We start from the raw sequence: 26833 nt of genomic DNA, 5'->3' as shown, positions 1-26833 counted from the left end.
GGCCTACGGTACAGTTCAGGCTGGGTCGAACCGGGGCGTTACAGTATCGCTTAGCGCCAGAACGGCTTGTTCAGCTCGGCGTAGCGCTGGGCTTCGCTGATGCCGGCGTCGGCGAGCAGGCGGGAGTCCAGGCGGGCCAGCTGGCGACGGCTCTGGATGCGGCGCTGCCACAGTTTCATGGTGCCCAGCAGGCTGCTGCTGCGGCGGTTGGAGCGAGCGATGTCGAAAGTGTTGGAACCGAGGGTACGTTCCATGATGTGTCGATCCTTCCCACTTGTGGTGGGTAGTCAGGTTGCTAGTGATTAACTGAGCAATATGATCTGACTAACAGGTCAACAAGAATAGGAACAGTTGCGGAGAATTGCGTTGGATCACCGGGGTGTGTTTCCGAACTGTATGGGTTGTTTCGGTGCGTAACTGTACCGCTCTGCACCGTCATGGTGCGTTACCGAAAGAAACAGCGAAGTGTTACAGCAGGAAAAGCGAAAGGGCTGGGTGGGCGTGTTGCGATGGCGGCAAGAGAAAAGGCCGCCGAAATATGTTTTTACGTGGTTTTTTCTGCCCTGTCCAGACGCCCGGAAGAATTAATCGTCCGGGCGCTGGAAATAGTTGCGGATGAAACGGTTCAGCCTCAGCCGGCCAGCATGTGTCCACGTTCTTCCAGGTTCAGGTGCCAGGCCAGCGCCTCGCGCAACAGATGCGGCGTGTGGCCGCCTTTCGCGCAAGCCGCCTCGAAGTAGTCCAGCAGCGGTGCCTGGTAGGACGGGTGGACACAGTTCTCGATGATCACCCGGGCCCGTTCGCGAGGCGCCAGGCCGCGCAGGTCGGCGAGGCCCTGCTCGGTGACGAGGATGTCGACGTCGTGCTCGGTGTGGTCGACGTGGCTGACCATCGGCACCACGCTGGAAATGTTGCCGCCCTTGGCGATCGACTTGGTGACGAAGATCGCCAGGTGCGCGTTGCGGGCGAAGTCGCCGGAGCCGCCGATGCCGTTCATCATCTTGGTGCCGCCGACGTGGGTCGAGTTGACGTTGCCGTAGATGTCGAACTCCAGCGCCGTATTGATGCCGATGATGCCCAGGCGACGGACCACCTCGGGGTGGTTGGAGATTTCCTGCGGGCGCAGCACCAGCTTGTCCTTGTAACGCTCCAGGTTACCGAACACGTCGGCGTTGCGCCGCGGCGACAGGGTGATCGAGCTGCCCGAGGCGAAGCGCAGCTTGCCGGCGTCGATCAGGTCGAAGGTCGAGTCCTGCAGCACTTCGGAGTACATGGTCAGGTTCTCGAACGGCGACTCGATCAGGCCGCACATCACCGCGTTGGCGATGCTGCCGATACCGGCCTGCAGCGGGCCGAGGCTGTTGCTCATGCGTCCGGCGTCGACCTCGCGCTTGAAGAAATCGATCAGGTGGTTGGCGATGGCCTGGGTCTCGCCGTCCGGCGGCAGCACGGTGGATGGCGAGTCCGGCTGGTCGTTGATGACGATGGCGACGATCTTCTCCGGCGGGATCGGGATCGCCGTGCTGCCGATGCGGTCGTCGACGCGGGTCAGCGGGATCGGCGTGCGGGTCGGCCGGTAGGTCGGGATATAGATGTCGTGCAGGCCTTCCAGGTTGGTGCTGTGGGCCAGGTTGATCTCGACGATGACCTGCTTGGCGAAGATCGCGAAGCTCGCCGAGTTGCCCACCGAGGTGGTCGGCACGATGTGGCCCTGCTCGGTGATCGCGGCGGCTTCGATGACGGCGATGTCCGGCAGCTTCAGCTGGTGGTTGCGCAACTGCTCGACGGTTTCCGAGAGATGCTGGTCGATGAACATCACTTCGCCGGCGTTGATCGCCTTGCGCAGGGTGCTGTCGACCTGGAACGGCATGCGCCGGGCGAGCACGCCGGCCTCGGTGAGCTGCTTGTCGAGGTCGTTGCCGAGGCTGGCGCCGGTCATCAGGCTGATACGCAGCGGACGTTCCTTGGCGCGCATGGCCAGCGCCTGGGGTACGGCCTTGGCCTCGCCGGCGCGGGTGAAACCGCTCATGCCGACGGTCATGCCGTCCTGGATCAGGTCGGCGGCTTCGGCCGCACTCATCACCTTGTCGAGCAGGGAGGGCAGGCGCACGCGATCACGGTACATGGAACGAACCTCAGACGACGAATTATTAGAGGCCGCCAGTCTAGGGTTTCCGCGATTTTTCGCCTTTATACCAAGGTCGAAGCGCCATTCAGCGGGCTTATGGGCGGATTGCCAGGACCACCACGCCCGCTGTCACCAGGGCTACGCCGAGCCATTGGCGCAGGTCCAGGCGTTCGCCGAGGAAGGCCACGCCGAGCAGTGCCACCAGCACCACGCTGAACTTGTCCAGCGGCGCCACCAGCGACGCCGGGCCGAGCTTGAGGGCGCGGAAATAGCAGGTCCAGGAGGCACCGGTGGCCAGCCCGGAGAGCACCAGGAACAGCCAGCTGCGCGGCAGGATGCTGCCCGGGGCCTGGAACTTGCCCAGGACCGCGAGGATGCCGCCGAGGGTGACGAGGATCACCAGGGTGCGGATGAAGGTGGCGAAGTCCGAATCGACCCGGTCGAGGCCGATCTTGGCGAAGATCGCGGTCAGCGCGGCGAACAGCGCCGAAAGCAGTGCCCAGAAGGCCCAGGATGCCAGCATGTCGTCCTCCTCCGGGCCTTCTCCACGGGCTGCGCCGCTACAGGGCTTCCAGCTTGGCGTAGCCGAGCATCAGCCACTTGCTGCCTTCGCTCTCGAAATTCACCTGCACCCGGGCCTGGGCGCCGGCGCCTTCGAAGTTGAGGATAGTCCCTTCGCCGAACAGCGCGTGGCGCACCCGCTGGCCGAGGGAGAAGGGCGTCTCCGGCACCCCGGCGCCGCTGAAGAGGTTGCCGCCGGCACTGCGCGAGGTGCCGCCGTAGGGGCGGCTGACGGTATTGGACAGGCGCACTTCCTGGATCAGCGCCGGCGGGATCTCGCGGATGAAGCGCGAAACCTTGTTGTAGGTCTCGCTACCGTAGAGCCGGCGGGTCTCCGCGTAGGTCAGGACCAGTCGCTGCATGGCGCGGGTGACGCCGACGTAGGCCAGGCGGCGTTCCTCTTCCAGGCGGCCGGATTCCTCCAGGCTCATCTTGTGCGGGAACAGCCCTTCCTCCATGCCGACCAGGAACACCAGCGGGAACTCCAGGCCCTTGGCGCTGTGCAGGGTCATCAGCTGGACACTGTCCTCGTGGGCGTCGGCCTGGGTTTCCCCGGCCTCCAGGGAGGCGTGGCTGAGGAAGGCCTGCAGCGGGGTGAGGTCTTCCTCTTCCTCGCTGTTCTCGAAGGCGCGGGCGGCGCTGACCAGTTCCTCGAGGTTCTCCACCCGGGCCTGGCCTTTCTCGCCTTTTTCTTCCTTGTGGTAGCTGATCAGTCCGGACTGCTCGATCACCGTCTGGGTCATCAGGTGCAGCGGCATGTCCATGACCTTCGCCGAAAGATTCTCGATCAGCTCGACGAAGCCGGTCAGGGCGCTGGCGGCGCGGCCGGGCAGGACCTTGTTGGCGATCATCAGGCGGATCGCCTCCCACATCGACACATCGTTGCCGCGGGCGAATTCGCGGATGCTCTCCACGGTCTTCTCGCCGATGCCGCGTGCCGGCACGTTGACCACCCGTTCCAGCGCCGCGTCGTTGCCGCGGCCGTCGAGCAGGCGCAGGTAGGCCATGGCGTTCTTGATCTCGGCACGCTCGAAGAAGCGCTGGCCGCCGTAGATGCGGTAGGGAATCTTCTCCCGCAGCAGGGCTTCCTCCAGCACCCGCGACTGGGCGTTGGAGCGGTAGAGGATGGCGATCTCGCTGCGCGCCAGGCCGCCCTTGAGCGCGCTCTCGATCGATTCGACCACGTAGCGCGCCTCGTCGTGCTCGTTGAACGCGGCGTACAGGCTCAGCGACTCGCCGTCCTCGCCGTCGGTCCACAACTCCTTGCCCAGGCGTCCCTGGTTGTTGGCGATCAGGGCGTTGGCGGCCTTGAGGATCGACGCGGTGGAACGGTAGTTCTGCTCCAGGCGGATCACCTCGGCGTCGGCGAAGTCGTCGCTGAACTGCTGGATGTTCTCGATCCGTGCGCCACGCCAGCCGTAGATCGACTGGTCGTCGTCGCCGACCACCATCAGGCTGTCGCCGCCCTTGGCGAGAATCCGTAGCCAGGCGTACTGCACGGCGTTGGTGTCCTGGAACTCGTCCACCAGGATATGGCGGAAGCGCCGCTGGTAGTGCTCGAGCACGCCGGGATGGTCGCGCCAGAGGTCCAGGGCGCGCAGCAGCAGCTCGGAGAAGTCGATCACCCCGGCGCGGGCGCAGGCCGCCTCGTAGGCTTCGTAGATCTTCAGCATGGTGGCGAGGAACAGGTCGCCGCCGGGCTGGATGTGTTGCGGCCGCAGGCCCTCGTCCTTCTGCCCGTTGATGAACCACTGGGCCTGGCGCGCCGGCCAGCGCTGCTCGTCGAGGCCGAGTTCGCGGATCACCCGCTTGACCAGGCGTTGCTGGTCGTCGCTGTCGAGGATCTGGAAGTTCTCGCTCAGCCCGGCCTCGCGCCAGTGCGCGCGCAGCAGGCGATGAGCGAGGCCGTGGAAGGTGCCGACCCACATGCCCGCCGGATTGATCCCGAGCAACTGCTCGATGCGGTGGCGCATCTCCGCCGCCGCCTTGTTGGTGAAGGTCACCGACAGGATGCTGTAGGGCGAGGCGTGCTCGACCTGGATCAGCCAGGCGATCCGGTGCACCAGCACGCGGGTCTTGCCCGAGCCGGCGCCGGCGAGGACCAGTTGGCGGCCCAGCGGCGCGGCCACGGCCTGGCGCTGCGGGTCGTTGAGGGAGTTCAGCAGGAGGGAGAGGTCGTCGTTCATCGCGGCATTCTACCGGGGCGGGGAAAAGCCGGGCAAACCGGGCCGCCATTCGGCGCAGGCCGGCGCAGCGTCGGGCCTGGCTGCGGAAAAATGCTCTGTCTGTCCCGGCCTTGGGCAGCCTGCCCCTGCTCGGTTATGCTCCGGCCACTTCAAGGCAAACCACTACAAGAACAAGCGCCTATGACCGTCCATGTCGAGCCCTTGGCGCTGCCGGGCGGCAGCACCGATGTACTGCGGCTCTACGCCCGCGAAATTGCCATCGAGCGTACCCGGCTCCTTTATCTCGGCTCGCGCACGCCGACCCTGCTCATGCTGCTCGGCGGCGTGACCAGCGCCTGCCTGGTGTGGGGCAAGGTCAGCAGCTGGCTGCTCGGTGGCTGGCTGGTCTGGCTGGTGTTGCTCGCCGTCCTGCGCCTGCTGCAGGTCGCCGCCTTCCAGCAGGCCGACAGCCGTCGCCAGGCCAGCCGCCACTGGCGGCGGACCTTCCTGTGCGGCGCCGGCGCCTCGGGCCTGACCCTGGCGTTCGCGGTGATCATGCTGGTCCCGGCCGATGCCTTCCTCCAGCAGGTGCTGGTGTTCGGCCTGGTGGCGGCGGCGATCCTCTCCGCCAGCGTCGCCTATGCGGTGAGCCTGCCGGCCTTCCTCACCTTCGCCTTGCCGGGCCTGCTGCCATCCATCGTTTTCCTGCTGTTGCAGCCGCATAGCCTGTTGCAGGGCTGGGGCGTGCTCGGCCTGATCCTGCTGGTGGCGCTGCTGGTGGTCGCCGGGCAGATCCACCGGCTGGTGCAGGGCGCGCTGTTGCGACGCTTCCAGACCCAGGCGCTGAACCTGCACCTGGAACGCGTCAACGCCGAGGCCGAAGCGCTCAATCGCAAGCTCGCCCAGGAGGTCGGCCAGCGACGCCTGGTCGAACGCGAGCTGCGCGCCGCCCGCGATGCCTTGCAGCGCCGGGTGGAGGCGCGCACCGAGGAGCTTGGCGTGACCAGCCAGGCGCTCAGCCAGAGCGAGGCGCGCCTGGCCATGGCCCTGGAGGCCAGTGAGCTGGGGTTGTGGGACTGGAACCTGGAGAGCGGCCGGGTCCAGCATTCCTATCTCGAGGCGGTCTTCAGCGACGCCGGGGACGGTCCCGAGGACTATCGCAGGCTGATCGAAAGCATCCACCCCGGCGACCTGCCGCGTATCCGTCGCGCCCTCGCCGAACATCTCAAGGGGCGCAGCGAGCTGTACCGGGTGGAGTACCGCGTGCGCGACCGGGAGGGCGGCTGGCGCTGGCTGGAGGATCGTGGCCGGGCCATGGCTCGCGACCCGCGGGGACGGGTGACGCGGATGCTCGGCACGCGCAGCGACATCAGCGCGCGCAAGCGCCTGGAAGAGCAGCAGCAACTGGCCGCGACAGTGTTCGAGGCGGCCAGCGAGAGCATCGTGATCCTCGATCCGGCCTACAACCTGCTGGCGGTCAACCAGGCCTTCAGTCGCATCACCGGCTATCGCCGCGAGGACGTGGTCGGGCGCAACGCCAGCCTGCTGGTGAATACCCCCGAGGCCCAGCGCCACTACCGGCAGATCCGCGCCGAGCTGCGCCAGCATGGGCAGTGGCAGGGCGAACTGGTGGATACGCGGAAGAATGGCGATCCCTATCCCCAATGGCTGCAGCTCAACCTGCTGCGCGATGGCAACGGCGAGGCGACCCACATCGTCGGTTTCTTCACCGATCTCAGCGCCCGCCGCGACGTCGAGGAGCGCCTGCGTCACCTGCTGCACTACGACGAACTGACCGGCCTGGCCAACCGCCGGTTGTTCCGCGAGCGGCTGCACGAGGCGGCCCAGCGGGCGCGCCAGGAGGAAGGCGGGCTGGCCCTGCTGCTGATCGACCTGGACCGCTTCAAGCTGCTCAACGACAGCCTCGGCCACGAGGTCGCCGACCAGTTGCTCAGGGAGATGGCCCAGCGCCTGCGGCGCACCGCGCCGGAAGCCAACACCCTGGCGCGTCTGGCCGGCGACGAGTTCGCCATCCTCCTCGATGGCGGCACCGGCGCCGCGGCCCTGTCGCGCCTGGCCGAACGCCTGCTGGTCCAGTTGCGCCAGCCGGTGAGCGTGCTGGGCCACGAGCTGATCCTCGGCGCCTCGCTGGGGATCAGCCTGTTTTCCGAGCAGGCGCGGGAAATCTCCGTGCTGATGAGCCAGGCGAACCTGGCGATGCAACATGCCAAGCAACTCGGCGGCAACACCTTCCAGTTCTTCCGTGACAACCTGCAGGACAGCACCCTCGAACGCCTGCGCCTGGAAACCCGGTTGCGCAAGGCGGTCGAGGAGGGCCAGCTGGACGTGCATTACCAGCCCAAGCTGTGCCTGGCCAGCGGCTGCGCGGACTCGGTCGAGGCGCTGGTGCGCTGGCACCATCCGGAGGAGGGCATGATCCCGCCGTCGACCTTCATCGGCCTCGCCGAGGAGTGCGGGTTGATCGGCGAGATCGGCGAATTCGTCCTGCGCCGGGCCTGCCTGCAGGCCGCCGAGTGGAGCCAGCGGGGCCTGAACCTGCGGGTCTCGGTGAACCTCTCGGTCCACCAGTTGCGCCAGGGCGACCTGCTCGACGTAGTGCGCTCGGCGCTGGCCGACAGCGGCCTGCCGGCGGCGCAACTGGAGCTGGAGTTGACCGAAAGCCAGTGGCTGGACGCCCTCGACAGTGTCCTGGCGACCTTCCGCCAGTTGCGCGAGATGGGGGTGAAGCTGTCGGTCGACGACTTCGGCACCGGCTATTCCTCGCTCAGCTACCTGAAGCGCCTGCCGCTGGACTACCTGAAGATCGACCAGTCGTTCGTCCGCGACCTGACCCAGAACAGCGAGGATGCGGCGATCATCCGGGCGATCATCGCCATGGCCCACAGCCTCGACCTGAAGGTGGTCGCCGAAGGCGTGGAAACCATCGAGCAGCGGGACTTCCTGGTGGCCCAACGTTGCGACGAGCTGCAGGGCTACCTGATCGGCCGGCCGTTGCCGGCCCATGCCCTGGAGGAAGGTTTGCGCCAGGCTCGTTGAACGCGATCCGGCGGAGTATGCTGTAGCACTTTCGACTCCCACGAATTAAGGACGATTCATGCGCTCGAAGCCGCTTCTTCCTGCCCTCCTGCTGGTGGGCGCCGGTCTCTCCCCGCTGGCCCAGGCCAGCAGCGACGACTCCTGCTATCCCGATTGGTCGCTGGTCGGCGGCGGTGTCTGCGATACCCTGCCGTTCCTCGCCCCGGGCAACGACACCCGCGCCAACCTGCGTCTGCTGCTGGCCGACGCCGGCCACTGGCGGCTGGTGGAGGCGCCGCCGTCGGAGGAAGAGAAGCTCGAAGGCTACGGCCTGGTGCCGTTCGGCCTGTTCCGCCTGCTGCCCGGCGACGGCAGCCAGCCGCCTGCGCCGGCGGCGAGCGAGGCGGAGACACCGCCGCCTGCGCCAGCGCCCTCGCCGCTCGCCGAACTGGCCCGGCAGATGGGCGCCGCAGCGCTACCGGAAAAGATCGCCGGCGCCGAATTCTTCGAGGGCGAGGGCAGCCGCTGCCGCAGCAACGACCAGGACAGCGCGCTGGCGTTTCTTCGCCAGGTGCGTGACGCCGGGCTGGGCGAGGCGGAGACCAAGGCACTGGCCAACAGCCGCCTGGAGCTGCTCGGTGCCTGCGGCTGGGAACAAGAGGAACTGGGCGGTGTGCTCGCGCAAGGCGTCGAGTCGGCCGCAGGCAAGGCCTTCGCCACGTACCTGGAGGCTGCGGCCAACTTCTACAGCGGCCGCTTCGACGAAGCCGAACAGGGCTTCAAGGCGTTGCAGGACGTGTCGCAGCCCTGGCTGAAGGAAACCGCCCTGTACCTGCAGGCGCGCACCCTGCTCAACGCCGCCCAGCAGAACGCCTTCGACGACATGGGCTTCCCCGAGTTGCAGAATGTCGACAAGGCTCGCCTGGAACAGACCCGCAGCGCCCTCGATGCCTACCTGCAGGCGTATCCGAAGGGGCTCTACGCCGCCTCTGCCAAGGGCTTGCAGCGGCGCGTGCATTGGCTGGCCGGCGACCAGAAGCTGCTGGCCCAGGACTATGCCGCGCAATTCGCCGAAGCCGAGCAAGGGCAGCGCAACATGGCCCTGGAAGACCTGGTCCAGGAGGTCGACAACAAGCTCCTGACCGGTATCCAGCTCGGCGACATCCAGACCCCGCTGCTGCTGGCGGTGGCCGACCTGGTGCAGATGCGCGCCCACGATCCGTCGACCCCGCGCAGCTTCACCTGGGAAACACTGCAGGCCCAACAGGCCAGCTTCGCCGCGCATCCCGAACTGTTCGCCTACCTGCAGGCGGCCTATCGCTTCTATGTCGACCAGGACCCGGCGAAGACCCTCGAAGCGCTGCCGCAAAAGGTCGGCAGCCTCGACTACGTCGGCTTCAGCCAGCAGACCCTGCGCGGGCTGGCGCTGGAGCGGCAGAAGGACTGGAAAGCCGCCGAGGCGCTCTGGCTGGAACTGTTGCCGCAGGCCGCGCAGCCGTACCAGAAGGGCCAGTTGCAGCTGGCCCTGGCGCTCAACTACGAGCGCAGCGGCCAGCTGGAAAAGGTCTTCGCCGAAGGTTCACCGGTCCAGGAGCCGCTGCTGCGCAGCATCCTCCTGCGCAACGTCGCCGACGCCGCGCTGTTGCGCCGCCAGGCCAAGCAGGGGGCGACGGCGGAAGAGCGCGACAGCGCGCTGTTCACTCTCCTTTACAAGGACCTGCGCCGCAGCCGCTTCGCCGACTTCGGCAAGGACTTCGCGCTGCTCGGCGAAACCCCCTCGCAGACCAAGCTGGGCACCAGCCTCGGCTATGTCTACGGCGCCGGCAACAGCCTGGAGCTGTTCCGCTGGACGGGCGACAAGGCCGAGTCCGGCTACGTTTGCCCGGCCATCGCCGAGTCGGCCGCGGCGCTGGCCGCCGATGACAAGGACCCGAAGGGCCTGAACTGCCTGGGCGAATTCATCCTGCGCAACGGTCTCGACGGCATGCCGCTGGACAGCCAGCCCGAGGCCAACGAGCTGGGCGGCACCCCGAGCGGCTTCAAGGGCGCGGTGTACTCCCGGCTGGATGGCTATCGCCTGGTCATGGACAACCCCAAGGCACCGCGCGAAGACAAGGCCTACGCGCTGTTCCGCGCGATCAACTGCTTCGCCCCGGCCGGCTACAACACCTGCGGCCAGCAGGACATCCCGCAGGCCGAGCGCAAGCAATGGTTCCGTTCGCTCAAGTCGACCTACGCCGACAGCTCCTGGGCCAAGGAACTGAAGTACTACTGGTGAGGCGCTGGCGAGCCTGGCTGGCGGGCCTGTTGCTGGGCCTGCCGCTGTTGCCGTCCGTCGAGGCCGCGGTGCGCGCCGAGGACTACGGCGCTTTCTGGCTGTGGAGCGGCGTCGCGCCGCAGCCGGTGCTGGCGCGGGCCGAGACGCTGTACATCCTGCAGGGACAGATCAGCCAGTCGCGCCGGCGCCCCGGCGAGGGCGTGCGGCTGATCGCCCAGGGCATCTCGGTGCCGCGCCTGGCGCGGGGTGAGGTCTGGGTGGTGTACCGCGCCCATACCCTGCGCTGGACGCCGCAGATCTACCAGGCCGTGCTGAACCAGGTGCAGCGCTGGAAGCGTGCCGGCAACCCGGTGGTCGGCATCCAGATCGACTTCGATGCGCGTACCCGCTACCTCGACGAGTACGTCGATTTCCTCCGCGACCTGCGCCGGCGCCTGCCCCGCGAATACCGCTTGAGCATCACCGGGTTGCTCGACTGGGGCAGCAACGCCGAGCCGGCGGCGATCAACCGGCTCAAGGGCGTGGTCGACGAAGTGGTGGTGCAGACCTACCAGGGGCGCCACAGCATTCCCAACCACGCCGCCTACCTCCCGCGGGTCAGCCGCCTGCAACTGCCGTACCGGATCGGCCTGGTCCAGGGCGGCGACTGGCAAGCCCCCGACTACCTGGAAAAGAGCCCCTGGTTCAGGGGCTACGTGGTGTTCCTGCTCAACCCTCAGTGAGCGCAGCCGCAAGCGCCCTTGCCGGCACACCCGCCGCTGCGTTCGGCCTGCGGCTGGCGGGTGTCCTGGCCGGGCTGGAGATCGCGCATCAGTAACGCGTAGCGCAGGTCCAGGCCTTCCGGCAGCGCCAGGTAGACCACGTGGCCATTGCCCGGCGCCACCTCGATGGCTTCGCCGGCGGCGTTGCGCAGGTCCTCCACGCGCAGGCTCAGGTTGCCTCGCGGAGTCATCAGTTCGACGCTGTCGCCGCGCTGGAAGCGGTTCTTCACCTCCACCTCGGCCAGTCCGTCGCGGCGTTCGCCGGTGAGTTCGCCGACGAACTGCTGGCGCTCGGACAGCGAATGGCCGTGCTGGTAGTTCTGGTACTCGTCGTGCACGTGGCGGCGCAGGAAGCCCTCGGTGTAGCCGCGGTGGGCGAGGGACTCCAGGGTGTCCATCAGACCGCGGTCGAACGGCTTGCCGGCCGCCGCGTCGTCGATCGCCTGGCGGTAGACCTGGGCGGTGCGCGCCACGTAGTAGTGGGACTTGGTACGGCCCTCGATCTTCAGCGAGTGCACGCCGATCCGCGCCAGCCGCTCGACGTGCTGCACGGCGCGGAGGTCCTTGGAATTCATGATGTAGGTGCCGTGTTCGTCCTCGAAGGCGGCCATCGGTTCGCCGGGACGGTTGCCTTCCTCGAGGAGGAATACCTGCTCGGTCGGCGCGCCGCGTCCCAGGGTCGGCTCCCGCGCCACTACGTTGCCCAGCTCGTCCTCGCGGCCCTCCACCGCCTTGTACTCCCAGCGGCAGGCATTGGTGCAGGTGCCCTGGTTGGGGTCGCGGCGGTTGATGTAGCCGGACAGCAGGCAGCGCCCGGAATAGGCCATGCACAAGGCGCCGTGGACGAACACTTCCAGCTCCATGTCCGGTACCTGCTGGCGGATTTCCTCGATCTCCTCCAGCGACAGCTCGCGGGAAAGGATCACCCGGGTCAGGCCCTGCTGCCGCCAGAACTGCACCGCGGCCCAGTTCACCGCGTTGGCCTGCACCGACAGGTGGATGGGCATCTGCGGGAAATGCTGGCGAACCAGCATGATCAGGCCGGGATCGGACATGATCAGCGCATCCGGACCCATGGCGACCACCGGCTCCAGGTCGCGCAGGAAGGTCTTCAGCTTGGCGTTGTGCGGGGCGATGTTGACCACCACGTAGAAGCGCTTGCCGAGCGCGTGGGCCTCGGCGATGCCTTCGGCCAGTTGGGCGTGGTCGAAATCGTTGTTGCGCACCCGCAGGCTGTAGCGCGGCTGCCCGGCGTAGACGGCATCGGCGCCGTAGGCGAAGGCATAGCGCATGCTTTTCAGGGTGCCGGCGGGGCACAGCAGTTCGGGGCGGAGGGCGGTGGCGGTCATGGTTCGGGCTCGCAACGACGTGGGCGCGCGACTCTAGCCGAGCGCGCGCCGGGCGATCCTGAGCCGGATCAATGTCCGCGTCATTCCAGCCAGCGTCGACCCTGCAGTTCCAGCAGCAGTTGCGCCTGTTCCGGGCCGTTGCTGCCGGCCGGGTAGGGCCGCGGGCTCTGGTAGTGCTCGCGCCAGCCGGCGAGGATCGGGTCGACCCAGCCCCAGGCGGCCTCTACCTCGTCGCGGCGCATGAACAGCGTCGAGTCGCCCTCGATCACGTCCAGCAGCAGGCGTTCGTAGGCGTCCCAGCGCCGCTTGTTGCGGCTGAGGGCCTCGGCCAGATTGAGGTCCAGCTCCACCGGTTCCAGTTGCATGCCCTTGCCCGGGGTCTTGGCCATCAGTTGCACGCTGATCCGCTCCTCCGGCTGCAACCTTATCCACAGGCGGTTGGCCGGCCCGCCGCCGCCGTCGATCAGGCTGTGCGGCACCGGCTTGAACTGGATGACGATTTCCGAGCACTTGCGCGCCATACGCTTGCCGGTGCGCAGGTAGAACGGCACCCCGGCCCAGCGCCAGTTCTCGACCTCGGCCTGGAGCGCGACGAAGGTCTCGGTATCGCTGTCGTTGTCGACGTTCTTCTCGAAGTAGTACGCCGGCACCTCCTGGCCGCCGATCCTGCCGGCGGCGTACTGGCCGCGTACCGTCTTGTCCTGCACGTCGAGCCCGGAGATCGGTTTCAGCGCCTGCAGCACCTTGAGCTTCTCGTTGCGCACCGCCTCGGCGTCGAAACGCACCGGCGCCTCCATCGCCACCAGGCAGAGCAACTGGAGCAGATGGTTCTGCACCATGTCGCGCATCGCCCCGGCGTGGTCGTAGTAGCCGCCGCGGTTCTCCACGCCAAGGGTCTCGTTGACGCTGATCTGCACATGGTCGATGTGCGCCGCGCGCCAGACCGGCTCGAACAACACATTGGCGAAGCGCAGGGCCATCAGGTTCTGCACGGTTTCCTTGCCCAGGTAGTGGTCGATGCGGAACACCCGCGACTCGTCGAACACCCGGCCGATGGACTGGTTGATCGCCCGCGCCGAGTCCAGCGAATGGCCCAGCGGTTTTTCCAGCACGATGCGCGCTTGCGGCCCGGCGAGGCCGGCGATGGACAGGTTCTGCGCGATCGGCGCGAACAGGCTCGGCGAGGTCGCCAGGTAGTGCACCAGCACCCGGCCCTCGCTGCTCTTCAGGTGCCGCGCGAGACGGCCGAAGTCGGCGCTCTGCGAGGCGTCCATGGCCAGGTAGTCGAGGCGCGCGGCGAAGCCTTTCCATTGTTCGGCGGCGAACTCGCTGCGCGCCACCACCGCGCGGACGTTGCGCTCGGCGAGGGCGAGGAAGGCGGCGTTGTCCAGCGCGCTGCGGGCGAGGGCGAAGATCCGCGTATCGGCCGGCAGGCGGTCCTCCCGGTGCAGGCGATAGAGCGCCGGCAGCAGCTTGTGCAGGGCCAGGTCGCCGGTACCGCCGAAGACCAGGATGTCGCAGGACGTTGGAGTGGCTGGTGTACTCAAAGCAAGCTCCCGACGGCGTTGGCTGGGCGTGGCTGACTGTTTGTAGTATAACTACAAGGTTACTACAGAGAATCGAGTCCAGCCTGTGAACCTGCTGCAGCACATAGCCCAGTCCCGCCAACAGCTCCGCAAGTCGGAACTCAAGGTCGCCGATCACGTTCTCAACGATCCGGCGTCGGTCATGCACAGCTCCATGGCCGAACTGGCCCATGGGGTCGGGGTCAGCGAGCCGACCATCGTGCGTTTCTGCCGCGCCATCGGCTGCAGCGGCTTCCAGGACCTCAAGCTGAAGCTGGCGCAGAGCCTGGCGGCCGGCGCCAGCTTCGGCCAGTTCTCGATCCACGAGAGCGACTCGGTGGCCGACTTCAGCCTGAAGATCTTCGACACCACGCTGCACAGCCTGATGGAAGTCCGCGAGCACCTGGACACCCACGCCCTGGAGCGCGCCATCGCCGCCATCGCCCACGCCCAGCGCGTGGAGTTCTACGGCTTCGGCGCTTCCGGCGCGGTGGCCTCGGATGCCCAGCACAAGTTCTTCCGCCTGCTGCTGTCGGCGGCGGCCTACTCCGACCCGCACATGCAGGCGATGTCGGCGGTGACCCTCAAGCCCAGCGACGTGGCCATCTGCATTTCCCAGTCGGGTCGCTCGAAGGACCTGCTGATCACCGCCAACCTGGTGCGCGAGGCCGGCGCCACGCTGATCACCCTGTGCCCGAGCCAGACCCCGCTGGCCGACCTGGCCACGGTCAACCTGGCGATCGACGTGCACGAGGACACCGACATCTACACCCCGCTGACCTCGCGCATCGCCCACCTGGTGGTGATCGACGTGCTGGCGATGGGCGTGGCCATGGCCCGCGGCCCGGACCTGGTCAACCACCTCAAGAGCGTCAAGCGCAGCCTGCGCAGCCTGCGCCTGTCGCCGAAGGTGATGAAGAACCAGGAAGAGCGCGGCGAGCCGTCCTGAGGCGCCGCCGGGAAGGCATAACGCAGTCTTCACCGGCCTGCCGCCAAACCGTCACATTGCTGCGCGATGCTCGCGACTCCAGCCAGTCGGCCATGGGAGACGCGAGATGCCCCGTCATAGCGATGCCAATGCCCAGCACGTGGATTCGAAAACCCGCCGCAAGCTCGAAGACCAGCGGCGCATGCAATTCCGCCGGGCGATCGAGGACCACTGCGAAGAACTGCGCCTGCGCCAGGAACTGGCCGACTACCCCGAGCTGGTAGCCGCCGCCTACCTCAGCTCGAACCGCCAGGGCCGGCGAAGCGCCCAGCGAGCTGGCTGATCAGCGCCCGCTCCTCGCGGACGAAGGCGACGAACGCCTGGGCCACCGGGCTCAGGCGCTTGCCCTTGGCGTGCACCAGGCACCAGCTGCGATAGAGCGGCAATTCCTCCACCGGTAGTTCGCGCAGCAGGCCGTTGGCCAGTTCCTGGTGCGCCGCATGGCGCGGCAGCAGGGCCAGGCCGAGGCCGGCGATCACCCCTTCGCGCAGGGACTCCAGCGAGGCGATCTCCTGGATCTGCGAGAAGTGCGCGCGGCGTTGCTGGAAGAACTCCTCGCAAGCCTTGCGGGTGCCCGAGCCCGGTTCGCGGACCAGTAGCGGGAAGGGCTCCAGGTCCTTCAGGGCCAGCTTCGCGGCGTTGCACAGCGGATGGTCCGGCGGCGCCACGGCGATGATCGGGTTGTTCAGGAAGGGCAGGAACTCCAGGGCCATGTCCTGCGGTACCAGGGACATGATCACCAGGTCGTCGCGGTTGTCGGCCAGGCGCTTGATCACCTGGGTGCGGTTGACCACCGTCAGGCTCAGGCTGACTTCCGGATGCAGGTTCTGGAACGCCTTGAACAGGTGCGGGGTGATGTACTTGGCGCTGGACTCCACCGCCAGGCGCAACTGGCCCTGCAGCGAGCCCTTCAGGTCCGAGAGCTGCATGTCCAGGCTTTCCAGGCGCTGGAACAGGTCGGTGCTGGTCTTCAGCAGGGCTTCGGCGGCATCGGTCAGGTAGAGCTTCTTGCCGACGTACTCGAACAGCGGCTGGCCGACCAGCTCTTCCAGTTGGCGGATCTGCAGGCTGACCGCCGGCTGGGTCAAGGCCATTTCCTCCGCCGCCCGGCTGTAGGAGCGGCTCTCGCATACGGCACGGAAAACCTGAAGCTGCCGTAATGTCATACGCATCAACGACTTACGCATTCCAGTCACACTCTGACCGAGATCGGTCGGGCGACTATAAAGCTTTTCTAATGGCTATCCCAATAATTATTGATTTTTGTTAATCACCCTCGCGGGGGTAGGGTAAAAGTGCGACCGGGAGCTGCCTGCCGGTCATGCAGCGACCGGAATATCCGGATCGACCGTACCAGGTTCCCAACCCCGAAGAGGGAGACCTCCGTGATCAAGAAGATCCTGATCGCCAACCGCGGCGAGATCGCCGTCCGCATCGTGCGCGCCTGCGCCGAGATGGGCATCCGCTCGGTGGCCGTCTACTCCGAGGCCGATCGCCACGCGCTGCACGTCAAGCGCGCCGACGAAGCCCACAGCATCGGCGCGGACCCGCTGGCCGGCTACCTCAACCCGCGCGCCCTGGTGAACCTGGCGGTGGAAAGCGGCTGCGACGCCCTGCACCCCGGCTATGGCTTCCTCTCGGAAAATGCCGAGCTGGCGGAAATCTGCGCCGAGCGCGGTATCAAGTTCATCGGCCCGTCGGCGCAAGTGATCCGCCGCATGGGCGACAAGACCGAAGCCCGCCGCAGCATGATCGCCGCCGGCGTGCCCTGCACCCCCGGCACCGAAGGTAACGTCGCCGATCTCGCCGAGGCCCTGCGCGAAGCCGAGCGGATCGGCTACCCGGTGATGCTCAAGGCCACCTCCGGCGGCGGCGGCCGTGGCATCCGTCGCTGCAACAGCCGCGAGGAGCTGGAACAGGCGTTCCCGCGGGTGATCTCCGAGGCGACCAAGGCCTTCGGCAGCGCCGAAGTATTCCTCGAGAAGTGCATCGTCAATCCCAAGCACATCGAGGCGCAGATCCTCGCCGATTCCTTCGGCAACACCGTGCACCTGTTCGAGCGCGACTGCTCGATCCAGCGCCGCAACCAGAAGCTCATCGAGATCGCCCCGAGCCCGCAGCTCACCCCCGAGCAGCGCGCCTACATCGGCGATCTGGCGGTGCGCGCGGCCAAGGCGGTGGGCTACGAGAACGCCGGCACCGTGGAGTTCCTGCTCGCCGACGGCGAGGTGTACTTCATGGAGATGAACACCCGGGTCCAGGTGGAGCACACCATCACCGAGGAAATCACCGGCATCGACGTGGTCCGCGAGCAGATCCGCATCGCTTCCGGGCTGGAGCTGTCGGTCAAGCAGGACGACATCGTCCATCGCGGCTACGCCCTGCAGTTCCGCATCAACGCCGAGGACCCGAAGAACAACTTCCTGCCCTCGTTCGGCAAGATCACCCGCTACTACGCCCCCGGCGGCCCCGGCGTGCGTACCGACACGGCGATCTACACCGGCTACACCATCCCGCCGTACTACGACTCGATGTGCCTGAAGCTGATCGTCTGGGCGCTGACCTGGGAAGAGGCCCTCGATCGCGGCCTGCGCGCCCTCGACGACATGCGCGTGCAAGGGGTCAAGACCACCGCGCCGTACTACCAGGAAATCCTCCGCAACCCGGAATTCCGCAGCGGCCAGTTCAACACCAGCTTCGTCGAAAGCCACCCGGAACTGACCCAGTACTCGATCAAGCGCAACCCGTCGCACCTGGCCATCGCCATCGCCACCGCCATCGCGGCCCACGCCGGCCTGTAAGGGAAGGAGCAGAACATGAGCAACACCATCCAAGCGAAGAAGACCGGCGTCACCGATACCATCCTGCGCGATGCCCACCAGTCGCTGCTGGCGACCCGCATGCGCACCGAGGACATGCTGCCGATCTGCGACAAGCTCGACCGCGTCGGCTACTGGTCGCTGGAAGTCTGGGGCGGCGCGACCTTCGACGCCTGCGTGCGCTTCCTCAAGGAAGACCCGTGGGAACGCCTGCGCAAGCTCAAGGCAGCGCTGCCCAACACCCGCCTGCAGATGCTCCTGCGCGGGCAGAACCTGCTCGGCTACCGCCACTACAGCGACGATGTGGTGCGCGCCTTCGTGGCCAAGGCGGCGGTCAACGGCATCGACGTGTTCCGCATCTTCGACGCGATGAACGACGTGCGTAACCTGCGCGTCTCCATCGAGGCGGTGAAGGCCGCCGGCAAGCACGCCCAGGGCACCATCTGCTACACCACCAGCCCGGTGCACACCATCGAGGCCTTCGTCGCCCAGGGCAAGGCGATGGCCGACATGGGCGTCGACTCCATCGCCATCAAGGACATGGCCGGCCTGCTCACCCCCTATGCCACCGGCGACCTGGTCAAGGCCCTGAAGGACGCCCTGCCGCTGGACGTGGTGGTGCATTCCCATGACACCGCCGGTGTCGCCAGCATGTGCCAGCTGAAGGCCGTGGAAAACGGCGCCGACCGTATCGACACGGCGATCTCCAGCATGGCCTGGGGCACCAGCCACCCGGGCACCGAGTCGATGGTCGCGGCGCTGCGCGGCACCCCCTACGACACCGGCCTGGACCTGGAGCTGATCCAGGAGATCGGCATGTACTTCCACGCGGTGCGCAAGAAGTACCACCAGTTCGAGAGCGAATTCACCGGCGTGGATACCCGCGTGCAGGTCAACCAGGTGCCGGGCGGGATGATTTCCAACCTGGCCAACCAGCTCAAGGAGCAGGGCGCGCTGAACCGTATGGGCGAGGTGCTCGAGGAAATCCCGCGGGTCCGCGCCGACCTCGGTTTCCCGCCGCTGGTGACGCCGACTTCGCAGATCGTCGGCACCCAGGCGTTCTTCAACGTGCTCGCCGGCGAGCGCTACAAGACCATCACCAACGAGGTGAAGCTGTATCTGCAAGGCCGCTATGGCAAGGCTCCCGGCGAGGTCAACGAGCAACTGCGGCGCCAGGCCATCGGCAGCGAGGAAGTCATCGACGTGCGCCCGGCCGACCTGATCAAGCCGGAGCTGAACAAGCTGCGCAGCGAGATCGGCAACCTGGCCAAGTCCGAGGAAGACGTACTCACCTACGCGATGTTCCCGGACATCGGGCGCAAGTTCCTCGAAGAGCGTGAGGCCGGCACCCTGAAGCCCGAGGAACTGCTGCCGATTCCCACCGGCAAGGGCGTCGCCGCCGCCGGCGCGGAAGGCACCCCGACCGAGTTCGTCATCGACGTGCACGGCGAGACCTACCGCGTCGACATCACCGGGGTCGGCGTGAAGAGCGACAACAAGCGGCACTTCTACCTGTCCATCGACGGCATGCCGGAAGAAGTGGTGTTCGAGCCGCTCAACGAATATGTCGCCGGCTCCGCCAGCGGCCGCAAGCATGCCAGCGAGCCGGGCCACGTCAGCACCACCATGCCGGGCAACATCGTCGACGTGCTGGTGAAGGAAGGCGATAGCGTCAAGGCCGGCCAGGCGGTGTTGATCACCGAGGCGATGAAGATGGAAACCGAGGTCCAGGCCGGCATCGCCGGTACGGTCAAGGCGATCCACGTGGCCAAGGGCGACCGGGTCAACCCGGGCGAGATCCTGATCGAGATTGCGGGCTGACCGCGACAGACGGTTAAAGTCCCTGGGGGAGCATGATGCTCCCCTTTTTTTATCGGCATCGGTTGCCGCGTCGGCCGGCTGTTCGCCCTGCCAGGGTGCGCCCGGCGCGCGCGCCGCCTAGAATGCCGCCTCTGCCAACGGCGCGTCGCGCCGCAGGCGCTGACTATCGGGAAGTCCAGGTGTCGTCCTCTCCAGCTCAAACGCCCAGCCGCCGGCCCTCGCTGCTCGGCGGTTCGATGATCATCGCCGGCACCGCCGTCGGCGCCGGAATGTTCTCCCTGCCCATCGCCATGTCCGGCATCTGGTTCGGCTGGTCGGTGGCGGTGTTCCTGCTCACCTGGTTCTGCATGCTGCTGTCGGGGATGATGATCCTCGAGGCCAACCTCAACTACCCGGTGGGCTCGAGCTTCTCGACCATCACCCGCGACCTGCTCGGCCAGGGCTGGAATGTGGTCAACGGGCTGAGCATCGCCTTCGTCCTCTATATCCTCACCTATGCCTATATCTCCGGCGGCGGCTCGATCATCGGCTACACCCTGTCCAGCGGCCTCGGCGTGACCCTGCCGGAAAAGCTCGCCGGGCTGCTGTTCGCCCTGGCGGTGGCGCTGGTGGTGTGGTGGAGCACCCGCGCGGTGGACCGCATCACCACGCTGATGCTCGGCGGCATGATCATTACCTTCGGCCTCTCCATCAGCGGCCTGCTCGGGCGCATCCAGCCGGCGATCCTGTTCAACAGCGGCGAGCCGGACGCGGTCTACTGGCCCTACCTGCTGGCGACCCTGCCGTTCTGCCTGACTTCCTTCGGTTACCACGGCAACGTGCCGAGCCTGATGAAGTACTACGGCAAGGACCCGCAGCGGATCAGCCGTTCGCTGTGGATCGGCACCCTGATCGCCCTGGCCATCTACCTGCTGTGGCAGGCCAGCACCCTGGGCACCATCCCGCGCGAGCAGTTCAAGGGCATCATCGCCGGCGGCAGCAACGTCGGCACCCTGGTGGAATACCTGCACCGGATCACCGCGTCGGATTCGCTGAACGCGTTGCTCACCACCTTCTCCAACCTGGCGGTGGCCAGCTCCTTCCTCGGCGTGACCCTCGGCCTGTTCGACTACCTGGCCGACCTGTGCAGGTTCGACGACAGCCACTTCGGACGTTTCAAGACCGCGTTGCTGACCTTCGTCCCACCGACCATCGGCGGGCTGCTGTTCCCCAACGGCTTCATCTACGCCATCGGTTTCGCCGGGCTGGCCGCGGCGTTCTGGGCGGTGATCGTTCCGGCGCTGATGGCGCGGGCCTCGCGCAAGCGCTTCGGCAGCCCGCTGTTCCGCGCCTGGGGCGGCACGCCGGCGATCGTGCTGGTGCTGCTGTTCGGCGTGGCCAACGCGGTCGCGCACATCCTGGCCAGCCTGCACTGGCTGCCGGAGTACCGTTGAGCGACCGGCAGTCCCTGCCAGGGGCTAGTCGCGCAGCGCCTCCAGCGTCTGCCGCTGGCGGCCTTCGGCGTCGAAGTTGGAAGGATCGAGCCAGCGCTCGAACGCCGCCTGTCGCGCCGGCCATTCGCTGTCGAGCAGGGAGAACCAGGCGGTGTCGCGGTTGCGCTGCTTGACCACCATGTGCTGGCGGAAGGTGCCTTCGTAGGTGAAGCCCAGGCGCTCGGCGGCGCGCATCGAACGGGCGTTGCCGGCATTGCACTTCCACTCCAGGCGGCGGTAGCCGAGGCGGCCGAGGGCGAGTTCGGCGAGCAGGTAGACCGCCTCGGTAGACCCCGGTGTGCGCTGCATCGGCGCGCCGAAGGCGATATGGCCGATTTCGATGACGCCATCCTTCGGCGTGATCCGCAGGTAGCTGAGCAGGCCGACGGCGCGCTGCGTGCGCCGCTCGCGCACGGCGAAGAACAGCGGGTCGCGGCTGGCCGCCTGGCCGGCCAGCCAGGCGTCGAACGCCGGGCGCTCGGCGAACGGGCCGTAGGCCAGGTATTCCCACAGCAACGGGTCGGCGCCAGGCCCTTGCAGGGCGTCCCACAGGTCGTCGCCGTGGCGTTGCGGATCGAGCGGTTCGAGCTTGACGAAGCGGCCGTCGAGCGGGGCGTGGGGTGGAGTGGCGACGGGGCGCCAGTTCAAGGGTTCGCGCATGGTGGGCCTCAGAGAATCCTGCGGTACTGAAGGAAACCGGACTTGTCGGCGATGCGCTCGTACAGCTTCATCGCGTCGCTGTTGCTCTCGTGGGTCAGCCAGTGCACCCGCGAACAGCCAGCGGCGCCGGCCTCGGCGTAGACATGCTCGATCAGCCGGCGCCCTATGCCCTCGCCGCGCAGGCCCTCGGCGACGAACAGGTCCTGCAGGTAGCAGTAGTCGCCGACGGTCCAGCAGGAGCGGTGGTAGATCCAGTGCACCAGGCCCACGGCGCGCTCGTCGAGCCAGGCGAGGGCGGCGTTCATCGGTTCGTCGGCGTCGAGGAAGCGCTGCCAGGTGGCGTCGCTGGTAGCGGCGGCGATCTCGGTCTTGTAGAAGCGCTGGTAGCCCTCCCACAGCGGCAGCCAGGCGGCGTGGTCGGCGGCGCCGACGGGACGAATCTGCAGGGACGTGCTCATGGCTCGGTTCCATGTCCGGGTAAAGGTGCCTCCAGACTAGGCCGGGAAATGGTCCGCTAGAAGATCCATTGCTGGTCAATTCCACAGGTCCAATCCACACTGGCGCTTTCTTCCCTCCGAGACCGCCATGGCCACCGTACTGCCCTTCGACGCCGCCGGCATCCACCTCGACCCCGCCCAGGGCCTGGCGCGCCAGCTCTACGCCGCGCTGCGCGAACGGATCCTCGACGGCCGCCTCGGCAGCCGCACGCGGATGCCCGCCAGCCGCGAGCTGGCCCAGGCCCTGAAGGTCTCGCGCAACACCGTGGTGCGGGCCTATGAACAGTTGCACGCCGAGGGCTATATCGACGGGCGCACAGGCGACGGCACCTACGTTGCCGAGTTGCAGGAAATCCCAGGCAGGGCCCCTGCCGTCGCCCCGAGCGCTCCCGCGCCACGCGGCCCGGCGGCCCTGGCGCCGCCTCCGGAAGGCGCGCCGCGAGCGTTCCGCGTCGGCGTGCCGGCCTTCGACCTGTTCCCCTTCGACACCTGGGCGCGGCTACAGGCGCGCTTCTGGCGCAACCCGCCGGCGGACTGCCTGGGCTACGGCGACCCGGCCGGCGAGGCGCGCCTGCGCGAGCTGATCGCCGCCTACCTGCGCAGCGCGCGCGGCCTGCGCTGCGAGGCGGAACAGGTGATCGTCACCCATGGCGCGCAGCAGGCCATCCGCCTGTGCGCCCAGGTGTTGCTCGAGAACGGCGATCCGGTGGCTGTGGAAAACCCCGGCTACCGCGCGGCGCGCCTGGCCTTCGCCGCGACCGGCGCGGTACCGCACGGGATCGACATCGACGCCGAGGGCCTGCGCAGCGACCGGCTCGCGGGCATTGCCGGCTGCCGCCTGGCCTATGTCACGCCGTCGCACCAGTACCCCACCGGCGTCACCCTGTCGCTGGCGCGGCGCCTGGAGCTGCTGGAGTGGGCCGAGCGCGCCGACGGCTGGATCGTCGAGGACGACTACGACGGCGAGTATCGCTACAGCGGTACGCCGCTGGCGCCGCTGGCCGCGCTGGACCGACAGGGCCGGGTGCTCTACGTCGGGACCTTCTGCAAGATCGCCTTCCCGGCGTTGCGCCTGGGCTACCTGGTGGTCCCGCCGGCGCTGGTCGAGCGCTTCCGCCAGCGGCGGGCCATCGAGGTACGCCATTCGGAGGTGGGCACCCAGCGGGTCATGGCCGACTTCATCGCCGAGGGGCATTTCCAGCGCCACGTCCGCCGCATGCGCCGCGCCGCCCGCGCCCGCCGCGACGCCTTGCTGCGGGGCTGGCCAGAGGCGCCGGGTTGCCAGCCGTTGCCGGCGGTGGAGGCGGGGCTGCACCTGTGCGTGCGGGTCGACAGCCTGGCGCGCGAGCGGGCCCTGATCGCCGCGGCGGCAGCCGCCGGGGTGGAAGTCAGCGCCTTGAGCGACTACTGGATGGACGACTCCAGCGTTGCGCCAGACGACCGCGCGGGCCTGGTGCTGGGCTTCGCGGCAGTACCCGAGGCGCGTATCGACGAAGCGCTGCGGGCGTTGCGCAAGGCCTGGCGGCGGGAGGCCCTGGTTGGACCCGTCGTCGCGACTGACTAGAATGCCCCCGGATCACCCTCGCGCCCAGGAGTAGCCATGAGTGTCGCCCTTTCCGCCGCGCCCGAGCGCAAGCTCGCCGCCCCCCTGATCGCCTTCGCCCTGCTGGTGCTCGGCGGGCTGTTCCTGTTCAACGCGGTCAGCGCGCGCCAGGCCATCCTCTTCATCGTCGGCGGCGCCCTGGGCCTGACCCTCTACCACGCCGCCTTCGGCTTCACCTCCGCCTGGCGGGTATTCATCCGCGAACGGCGCGGCGCCGGGCTGCGCGCGCAGATGGTGATGCTGGCGCTGGCGGTGCTGCTGTTCTTCCCGGCGCTGGCGGCGGGCAGCCTGTTCGGCCAGCCGGTGAGCGGTTTCGTCTCGCCGGTCGGCACTTCGGTGATCGTCGGCGCCTTCATTTTCGGCATCGGCATGCAACTGGGCGGCGGCTGCGCCTCCGGCACCCTGTTCACCGTCGGCGGCGGCAACGCGCGGATGCTGGTGACCCTGCTGTTCTTCATCCTCGGCTCGCTGATCGCCACCCAGCATGTCGGCTGGTGGTTCGCCCTGCCGTCGCTGCCGCCGATCTCGCTGGTCGCCGAACTGGGCCTGGCACCGGCGCTGGTGTTGAGCCTGGCGGTGTTCATCGGCATCGCCGGGGTCACGGTGCGCATGGAGAAGGCCCGCCACGGCACCCTGGAAACCCCGCCGAGCGCCGAATGGCGTGGTTGGCGGCGCTTCCTCCGCGGCCCCTGGCCGCTGGTCTGGGGGGCGCTGGCGCTGGCGCTGCTCAACTTCCTCACCCTGTACCTCGCCGGACGCCCCTGGGGCATCACATCGGCCTTCGCCCTGTGGGGCGCGAAGATCGCCCAGGGCGTGGGCCTGGACGTCGGCGCCTGGGCCTTCTGGCAGACGCCGGCGAACGCCAAGGCGCTGGCCGTGCCGCTGTGGGAAGACATCACCAGCGTGATGGACATCGGCATCGTCCTCGGCGCGCTGCTCGCCGCCGGCCTGGCCGGACGCTTCGCGCCGAACCTGGACATCCCGCGCCGTTCGCTGGCGGCGGCGGTGATCGGCGGGCTGCTGCTCGGCTACGGCGCGCGCCTGGCCTATGGCTGCAACATCGGCGCGTATTTCAGCGGGATCGCGTCCGGCAGCCTGCATGGCTGGTTGTGGTTGGTGGCGGCGTTTGCCGGCAACAGCGTCGGGGTACGGGTATTGAGGCCTTATTTCTTCCCGGAGGAGCGGCGGGAGTAAGGGTTGACGGGGTGTTGAGAGGGGATATGCCTTCGTAGGACGTATGACGCGGACGTTATCCACAGGTGAGCGCAGCCACACAACACCTCGGCAACGGGGAAGATCTGCGGGCCGTTAGTGGATGGTGAAAAAAAGAAGGGACACCGCAGGTCGCCGTGTCCCTCAGAGTGTAGAGAGGGAAAGTTGGTATCCCTCTCGACCGGTGAGCGTGGCGCCGCGGCTGGGCCGGGGCGCCGGGTATAAAAGAAGGGATGAAGGGTATCCATCCCTAAAGGTCGAGGGGGTAGTACTCCCCCTCTACCGGTGAGCCTTCTTCGATCGGCTGCGCTGCGGCCCGGCTGCGTCGACAGCCGGACCTGGGCGCGCTCGATCTCGTATCGGATCAGGCGCGCAGCGGAATCAGGCGCGGCGCGATCATGTTTTCCGGCAGCAGGATGTCGGCCAGGGTGGCTTCGTCCAGCAGCTTTTCCTCGCGTACCAGTTCCAGTACGCCGCGGCCGCTCTCCAGGGCGGTCTTGGCGATCCGCGTGGAGTTCTCGTAGCCGATGTACGGGTTCAGCGCGGTGACCAGGCCGATGCTGTGCTCGACCAGTTCGTGGCAGCGCTCGACGTTGGCGGTGATGCCGGTGATGCAGTGCTCGCGGAGCATGTCCATGGCGCGTTGCAGCAGGCGGATCGAGTCGAAGATCTTGTAGGCGATCAGCGGCTCCATCACGTTCAGTTGCAACTGGCCGCCTTCGGCCGCCAGGGTCAGGGCGAGGTCGTTGCCGATCACTTCGAAGGCGACCTGGTTGACCGCTTCCGGGATCACCGGGTTGACCTTGCCCGGCATGATCGAACTGCCCGGCTGGCGCGGCGGCAGGTTGATCTCGTTGATGCCGGTGCGCGGGCCGCTGGAGAGCAGGCGCAGGTCGTTGCAGATCTTCGACAGCTTGACCGCGGTGCGCTTGAGCATGCCGGAGAACAGCACGAAGGCGCCCATGTCGGAGGTGGCTTCGATCAGGTCGGCGGCCGGTTTCAGCGGCTGCCCGCTGATGGCGGCCAGGCGCTCGACGGCGAGCTTCTGGTAGCCGGGGTCGGCGTTGATGCCGGTGCCGATGGCGGTGCCGCCGAGGTTCACTTCGGTGAGCAGCTCCGGCGCCAGGCGACGCAGGCGGTCGAGGTCTTCGCCGAGGGTGGTGGCGAAAGCGTGGAATTCCTGGCCGAGGGTCATCGGCACGGCGTCCTGCAACTGGGTGCGGCCCATCTTCAGTACGCCGGCGAATTCGACGCCCTTGGCGGCGAAGGCCTGGATCAGGCTGTCGAGGCTGGCCAGCAGGGTGTCGTGGCCGAGCAGCAGGCCCAGGCGGATGGCGGTCGGGTAGGCGTCGTTGGTCGACTGCGCCATGTTCACATCGTTGTTCGGGTGCAGGTACTTGTACTCACCCTTGGTGTGGCCCATGGCTTCCAGCGCGATGTTCGCGATCACTTCGTTCGCGTTCATGTTGGTGGAGGTGCCGGCGCCGCCCTGGATCATGTCCACCACGAACTGCTCGTGGAAATCGCCGCGGATCAGGCGGGCGCAGGCCTCGCTGATGGCGGCGTGCTTGTCTTCCGGGAGATGGCCGAGCTGACGGTTGGCGTCGGCGGCGGCCTGCTTGACCATGGCCAGGGCAACGACCAGCTTCGGGTAGTGCGACAGCGGCACCCCGGAGAGGCGGAAGTTGTTCACGGCGCGCAGGGTCTGGATGCCGTAGTAGGCGTCAGCGGGCACTTCGAGGGTGCCGAGCAGGTCTTTCTCGATACGGGAAGATGCAACGGGGGACATGACGGGATTTGTCTCAGAGGGACACGGCCAGTGCCGCGATGCCCACTAGACTAAGGATGTGACGATTTCGTGGCCAATGCTGTTAAACGCTGCCTCATGCACAAACGGCATAATGTTGGATGTGACGCT

At 67.5% G+C, this 26833-nt stretch carries 20 protein-coding genes; 10 read left to right on the top strand and 10 right to left on the bottom strand.

Going from position 1 to position 26833, the window contains the following annotated elements:
* Positions 1-50: 50 nt before the first annotated feature.
* The 4 genes from M6E97_RS24335 to uvrD form a co-directional block, all read right to left on the bottom strand.
* A complete protein-coding gene (locus M6E97_RS24335; protein WP_003096877.1) occupies positions 51-254 on the bottom strand; it encodes a DUF1127 domain-containing protein in 204 nt (67 codons plus the stop codon).
* 377 nt (positions 255-631) lie between these two features.
* Positions 632-2125, bottom strand: a complete 1494-nt coding sequence (locus tag M6E97_RS24330; protein WP_003096875.1) for an acetyl-CoA hydrolase/transferase family protein — start codon at positions 2123-2125, stop codon at positions 632-634.
* A gap of 97 nt (positions 2126-2222) precedes the next feature.
* A complete protein-coding gene (locus M6E97_RS24325; RefSeq protein WP_023092786.1) occupies positions 2223-2651 on the bottom strand; it encodes an EamA family transporter in 429 nt (142 codons plus the stop codon).
* Positions 2652-2688: 37 nt separating this feature from the next.
* A complete protein-coding gene (gene uvrD / locus M6E97_RS24320) occupies positions 2689-4875 on the bottom strand; it encodes a DNA helicase II (RefSeq protein WP_003096872.1) in 2187 nt (728 codons plus the stop codon).
* 180 nt (positions 4876-5055) lie between these two features.
* Between uvrD and M6E97_RS24315 the strand changes: the two genes are divergently transcribed.
* The 3 genes from M6E97_RS24315 to M6E97_RS24305 are packed head-to-tail and all read left to right on the top strand — an operon-like array spanning position 5056 to position 10890.
* Positions 5056-7911: a putative bifunctional diguanylate cyclase/phosphodiesterase gene (locus M6E97_RS24315; RefSeq protein WP_023092785.1), complete on the top strand. Its 2856-nt coding sequence runs from the start codon at positions 5056-5058 to the stop codon at positions 7909-7911.
* A gap of 58 nt (positions 7912-7969) precedes the next feature.
* Positions 7970-10168, top strand: coding sequence for a hypothetical protein (locus M6E97_RS24310; RefSeq protein WP_033938232.1), 2199 nt, complete (start codon positions 7970-7972; stop codon positions 10166-10168).
* Positions 10165-10890: a DUF3142 domain-containing protein gene (locus tag M6E97_RS24305; protein ID WP_003096864.1), complete on the top strand. Its 726-nt coding sequence runs from the start codon at positions 10165-10167 to the stop codon at positions 10888-10890. The genes M6E97_RS24310 and M6E97_RS24305 overlap by 4 nt, the downstream gene beginning before the upstream one ends.
* Here the strand turns inward: M6E97_RS24305 and yegQ are convergent.
* Positions 10884-12278: a tRNA 5-hydroxyuridine modification protein YegQ gene (yegQ, locus tag M6E97_RS24300; protein WP_003142098.1), complete on the bottom strand. Its 1395-nt coding sequence runs from the start codon at positions 12276-12278 to the stop codon at positions 10884-10886. The two genes, M6E97_RS24305 and yegQ, sit on opposite strands and share 7 nt — an antisense overlap.
* Positions 12279-12358: 80 nt before the next feature.
* A complete protein-coding gene (gene zwf / locus M6E97_RS24295; protein WP_034005332.1) occupies positions 12359-13825 on the bottom strand; it encodes a glucose-6-phosphate dehydrogenase in 1467 nt (488 codons plus the stop codon).
* Between the two features lie 85 nt (positions 13826-13910).
* Between zwf and hexR the strand changes: the two genes are divergently transcribed.
* Positions 13911-14792 (top strand): transcriptional regulator HexR, encoded by an 882-nt coding sequence (gene hexR, locus M6E97_RS24290; RefSeq protein WP_003096857.1) that lies wholly within the window; start codon positions 13911-13913, stop codon positions 14790-14792.
* Positions 14793-14898: 106 nt separating this feature from the next.
* Positions 14899-15114, top strand: a complete 216-nt coding sequence (locus M6E97_RS24285; protein ID WP_003105559.1) for a PA3496 family putative envelope integrity protein — start codon at positions 14899-14901, stop codon at positions 15112-15114.
* Here the strand turns inward: M6E97_RS24285 and pycR are convergent.
* Complete coding sequence (pycR, locus tag M6E97_RS24280) at positions 15068-16003, bottom strand: LysR family transcriptional regulator PycR (RefSeq protein WP_003121355.1); 936 nt, start codon at positions 16001-16003, stop codon at positions 15068-15070. The two genes, M6E97_RS24285 and pycR, sit on opposite strands and share 47 nt — an antisense overlap.
* A gap of 213 nt (positions 16004-16216) precedes the next feature.
* On the opposite strand from pycR, the gene M6E97_RS24275 reads away from it, so the two are divergent.
* The 3 genes from M6E97_RS24275 (at position 16217) to mtr (ending at position 20904) form a co-directional block, all read left to right on the top strand.
* Positions 16217-17632: an acetyl-CoA carboxylase biotin carboxylase subunit gene (locus M6E97_RS24275; protein ID WP_003096848.1), complete on the top strand. Its 1416-nt coding sequence runs from the start codon at positions 16217-16219 to the stop codon at positions 17630-17632.
* A 15-nt stretch (positions 17633-17647) separates the two neighbouring features.
* Positions 17648-19471: a sodium-extruding oxaloacetate decarboxylase subunit alpha gene (gene oadA, locus M6E97_RS24270; protein WP_003105555.1), complete on the top strand. Its 1824-nt coding sequence runs from the start codon at positions 17648-17650 to the stop codon at positions 19469-19471.
* Positions 19472-19650: 179 nt separating this feature from the next.
* Positions 19651-20904 (top strand): tryptophan permease, encoded by a 1254-nt coding sequence (mtr, locus tag M6E97_RS24265; protein ID WP_003096841.1) that lies wholly within the window; start codon positions 19651-19653, stop codon positions 20902-20904.
* 24 nt (positions 20905-20928) lie between these two features.
* Here the strand turns inward: mtr and M6E97_RS24260 are convergent, their stop codons facing one another.
* Positions 20929-21603 (bottom strand): GNAT family N-acetyltransferase, encoded by a 675-nt coding sequence (locus M6E97_RS24260; protein ID WP_003096837.1) that lies wholly within the window; start codon positions 21601-21603, stop codon positions 20929-20931.
* Between the two features lie 8 nt (positions 21604-21611).
* On the bottom strand, positions 21612-22061 hold the full coding sequence (locus tag M6E97_RS24255) for a GNAT family N-acetyltransferase (protein WP_003142089.1): 450 nt from the start codon (positions 22059-22061) through the stop codon (positions 21612-21614).
* A 127-nt stretch (positions 22062-22188) separates the two neighbouring features.
* On the opposite strand from M6E97_RS24255, the gene M6E97_RS24250 reads away from it, so the two are divergent.
* Together M6E97_RS24250 and M6E97_RS24245 are read left to right on the top strand one after the other, a co-directional pair.
* Positions 22189-23664, top strand: coding sequence for a PLP-dependent aminotransferase family protein (locus tag M6E97_RS24250; protein ID WP_023092781.1), 1476 nt, complete (start codon positions 22189-22191; stop codon positions 23662-23664).
* Positions 23665-23700: 36 nt separating this feature from the next.
* Positions 23701-24897, top strand: a complete 1197-nt coding sequence (locus M6E97_RS24245) for a YeeE/YedE family protein (RefSeq protein ID WP_033938230.1) — start codon at positions 23701-23703, stop codon at positions 24895-24897.
* Between the two features lie 382 nt (positions 24898-25279).
* Here the strand turns inward: M6E97_RS24245 and aspA are convergent, their stop codons facing one another.
* Entirely contained in the window at positions 25280-26704 is a 1425-nt protein-coding gene (aspA, locus tag M6E97_RS24240) for an aspartate ammonia-lyase (RefSeq protein WP_003096822.1), read from the bottom strand.
* Positions 26705-26833: the final 129 nt, after the last annotated feature.

Source organism: Pseudomonas sp. B111 (genome assembly GCF_026428275.1).
Classification (GTDB): Bacteria; Pseudomonadota; Gammaproteobacteria; order Pseudomonadales; family Pseudomonadaceae; genus Pseudomonas; species Pseudomonas aeruginosa.
This window is presented reverse-complemented; position numbering and strand designations above follow the sequence as displayed.

Excerpts from the sequence above, each read along its gene's own strand:
- M6E97_RS24330 (WP_003096875.1), bottom strand. The coding sequence starts at position 2,125 with ATGTACCGTGATCGCGTGCGCCTGCCCTCCCTGCTCGACAAGGTGATG.
- oadA (WP_003105555.1), top strand. The coding sequence starts at position 17,648 with ATGAGCAACACCATCCAAGCGAAGAAGACCGGCGTCACCGATACCATC.
- M6E97_RS24310 (WP_033938232.1), top strand. The coding sequence starts at position 7,970 with ATGCGCTCGAAGCCGCTTCTTCCTGCCCTCCTGCTGGTGGGCGCCGGT.
- M6E97_RS24245 (WP_033938230.1), top strand. The coding sequence starts at position 23,701 with ATGAGTGTCGCCCTTTCCGCCGCGCCCGAGCGCAAGCTCGCCGCCCCC.
- M6E97_RS24315 (WP_023092785.1), top strand. The coding sequence starts at position 5,056 with ATGACCGTCCATGTCGAGCCCTTGGCGCTGCCGGGCGGCAGCACCGAT.
- pycR (WP_003121355.1), bottom strand. The coding sequence starts at position 16,003 with ATGCGTATGACATTACGGCAGCTTCAGGTTTTCCGTGCCGTATGCGAG.
- M6E97_RS24255 (WP_003142089.1), bottom strand. The coding sequence starts at position 22,061 with ATGAGCACGTCCCTGCAGATTCGTCCCGTCGGCGCCGCCGACCACGCC.
- M6E97_RS24250 (WP_023092781.1), top strand. The coding sequence starts at position 22,189 with ATGGCCACCGTACTGCCCTTCGACGCCGCCGGCATCCACCTCGACCCC.
- yegQ (WP_003142098.1), bottom strand. The coding sequence starts at position 12,278 with ATGACCGCCACCGCCCTCCGCCCCGAACTGCTGTGCCCCGCCGGCACC.
- M6E97_RS24260 (WP_003096837.1), bottom strand. The coding sequence starts at position 21,603 with ATGCGCGAACCCTTGAACTGGCGCCCCGTCGCCACTCCACCCCACGCC.
- M6E97_RS24335 (WP_003096877.1), bottom strand. The coding sequence starts at position 254 with ATGGAACGTACCCTCGGTTCCAACACTTTCGACATCGCTCGCTCCAAC.
- M6E97_RS24285 (WP_003105559.1), top strand. The coding sequence starts at position 14,899 with ATGCCCCGTCATAGCGATGCCAATGCCCAGCACGTGGATTCGAAAACC.
- aspA (WP_003096822.1), bottom strand. The coding sequence starts at position 26,704 with ATGTCCCCCGTTGCATCTTCCCGTATCGAGAAAGACCTGCTCGGCACC.
- M6E97_RS24325 (WP_023092786.1), bottom strand. The coding sequence starts at position 2,651 with ATGCTGGCATCCTGGGCCTTCTGGGCACTGCTTTCGGCGCTGTTCGCC.
- uvrD (WP_003096872.1), bottom strand. The coding sequence starts at position 4,875 with ATGAACGACGACCTCTCCCTCCTGCTGAACTCCCTCAACGACCCGCAG.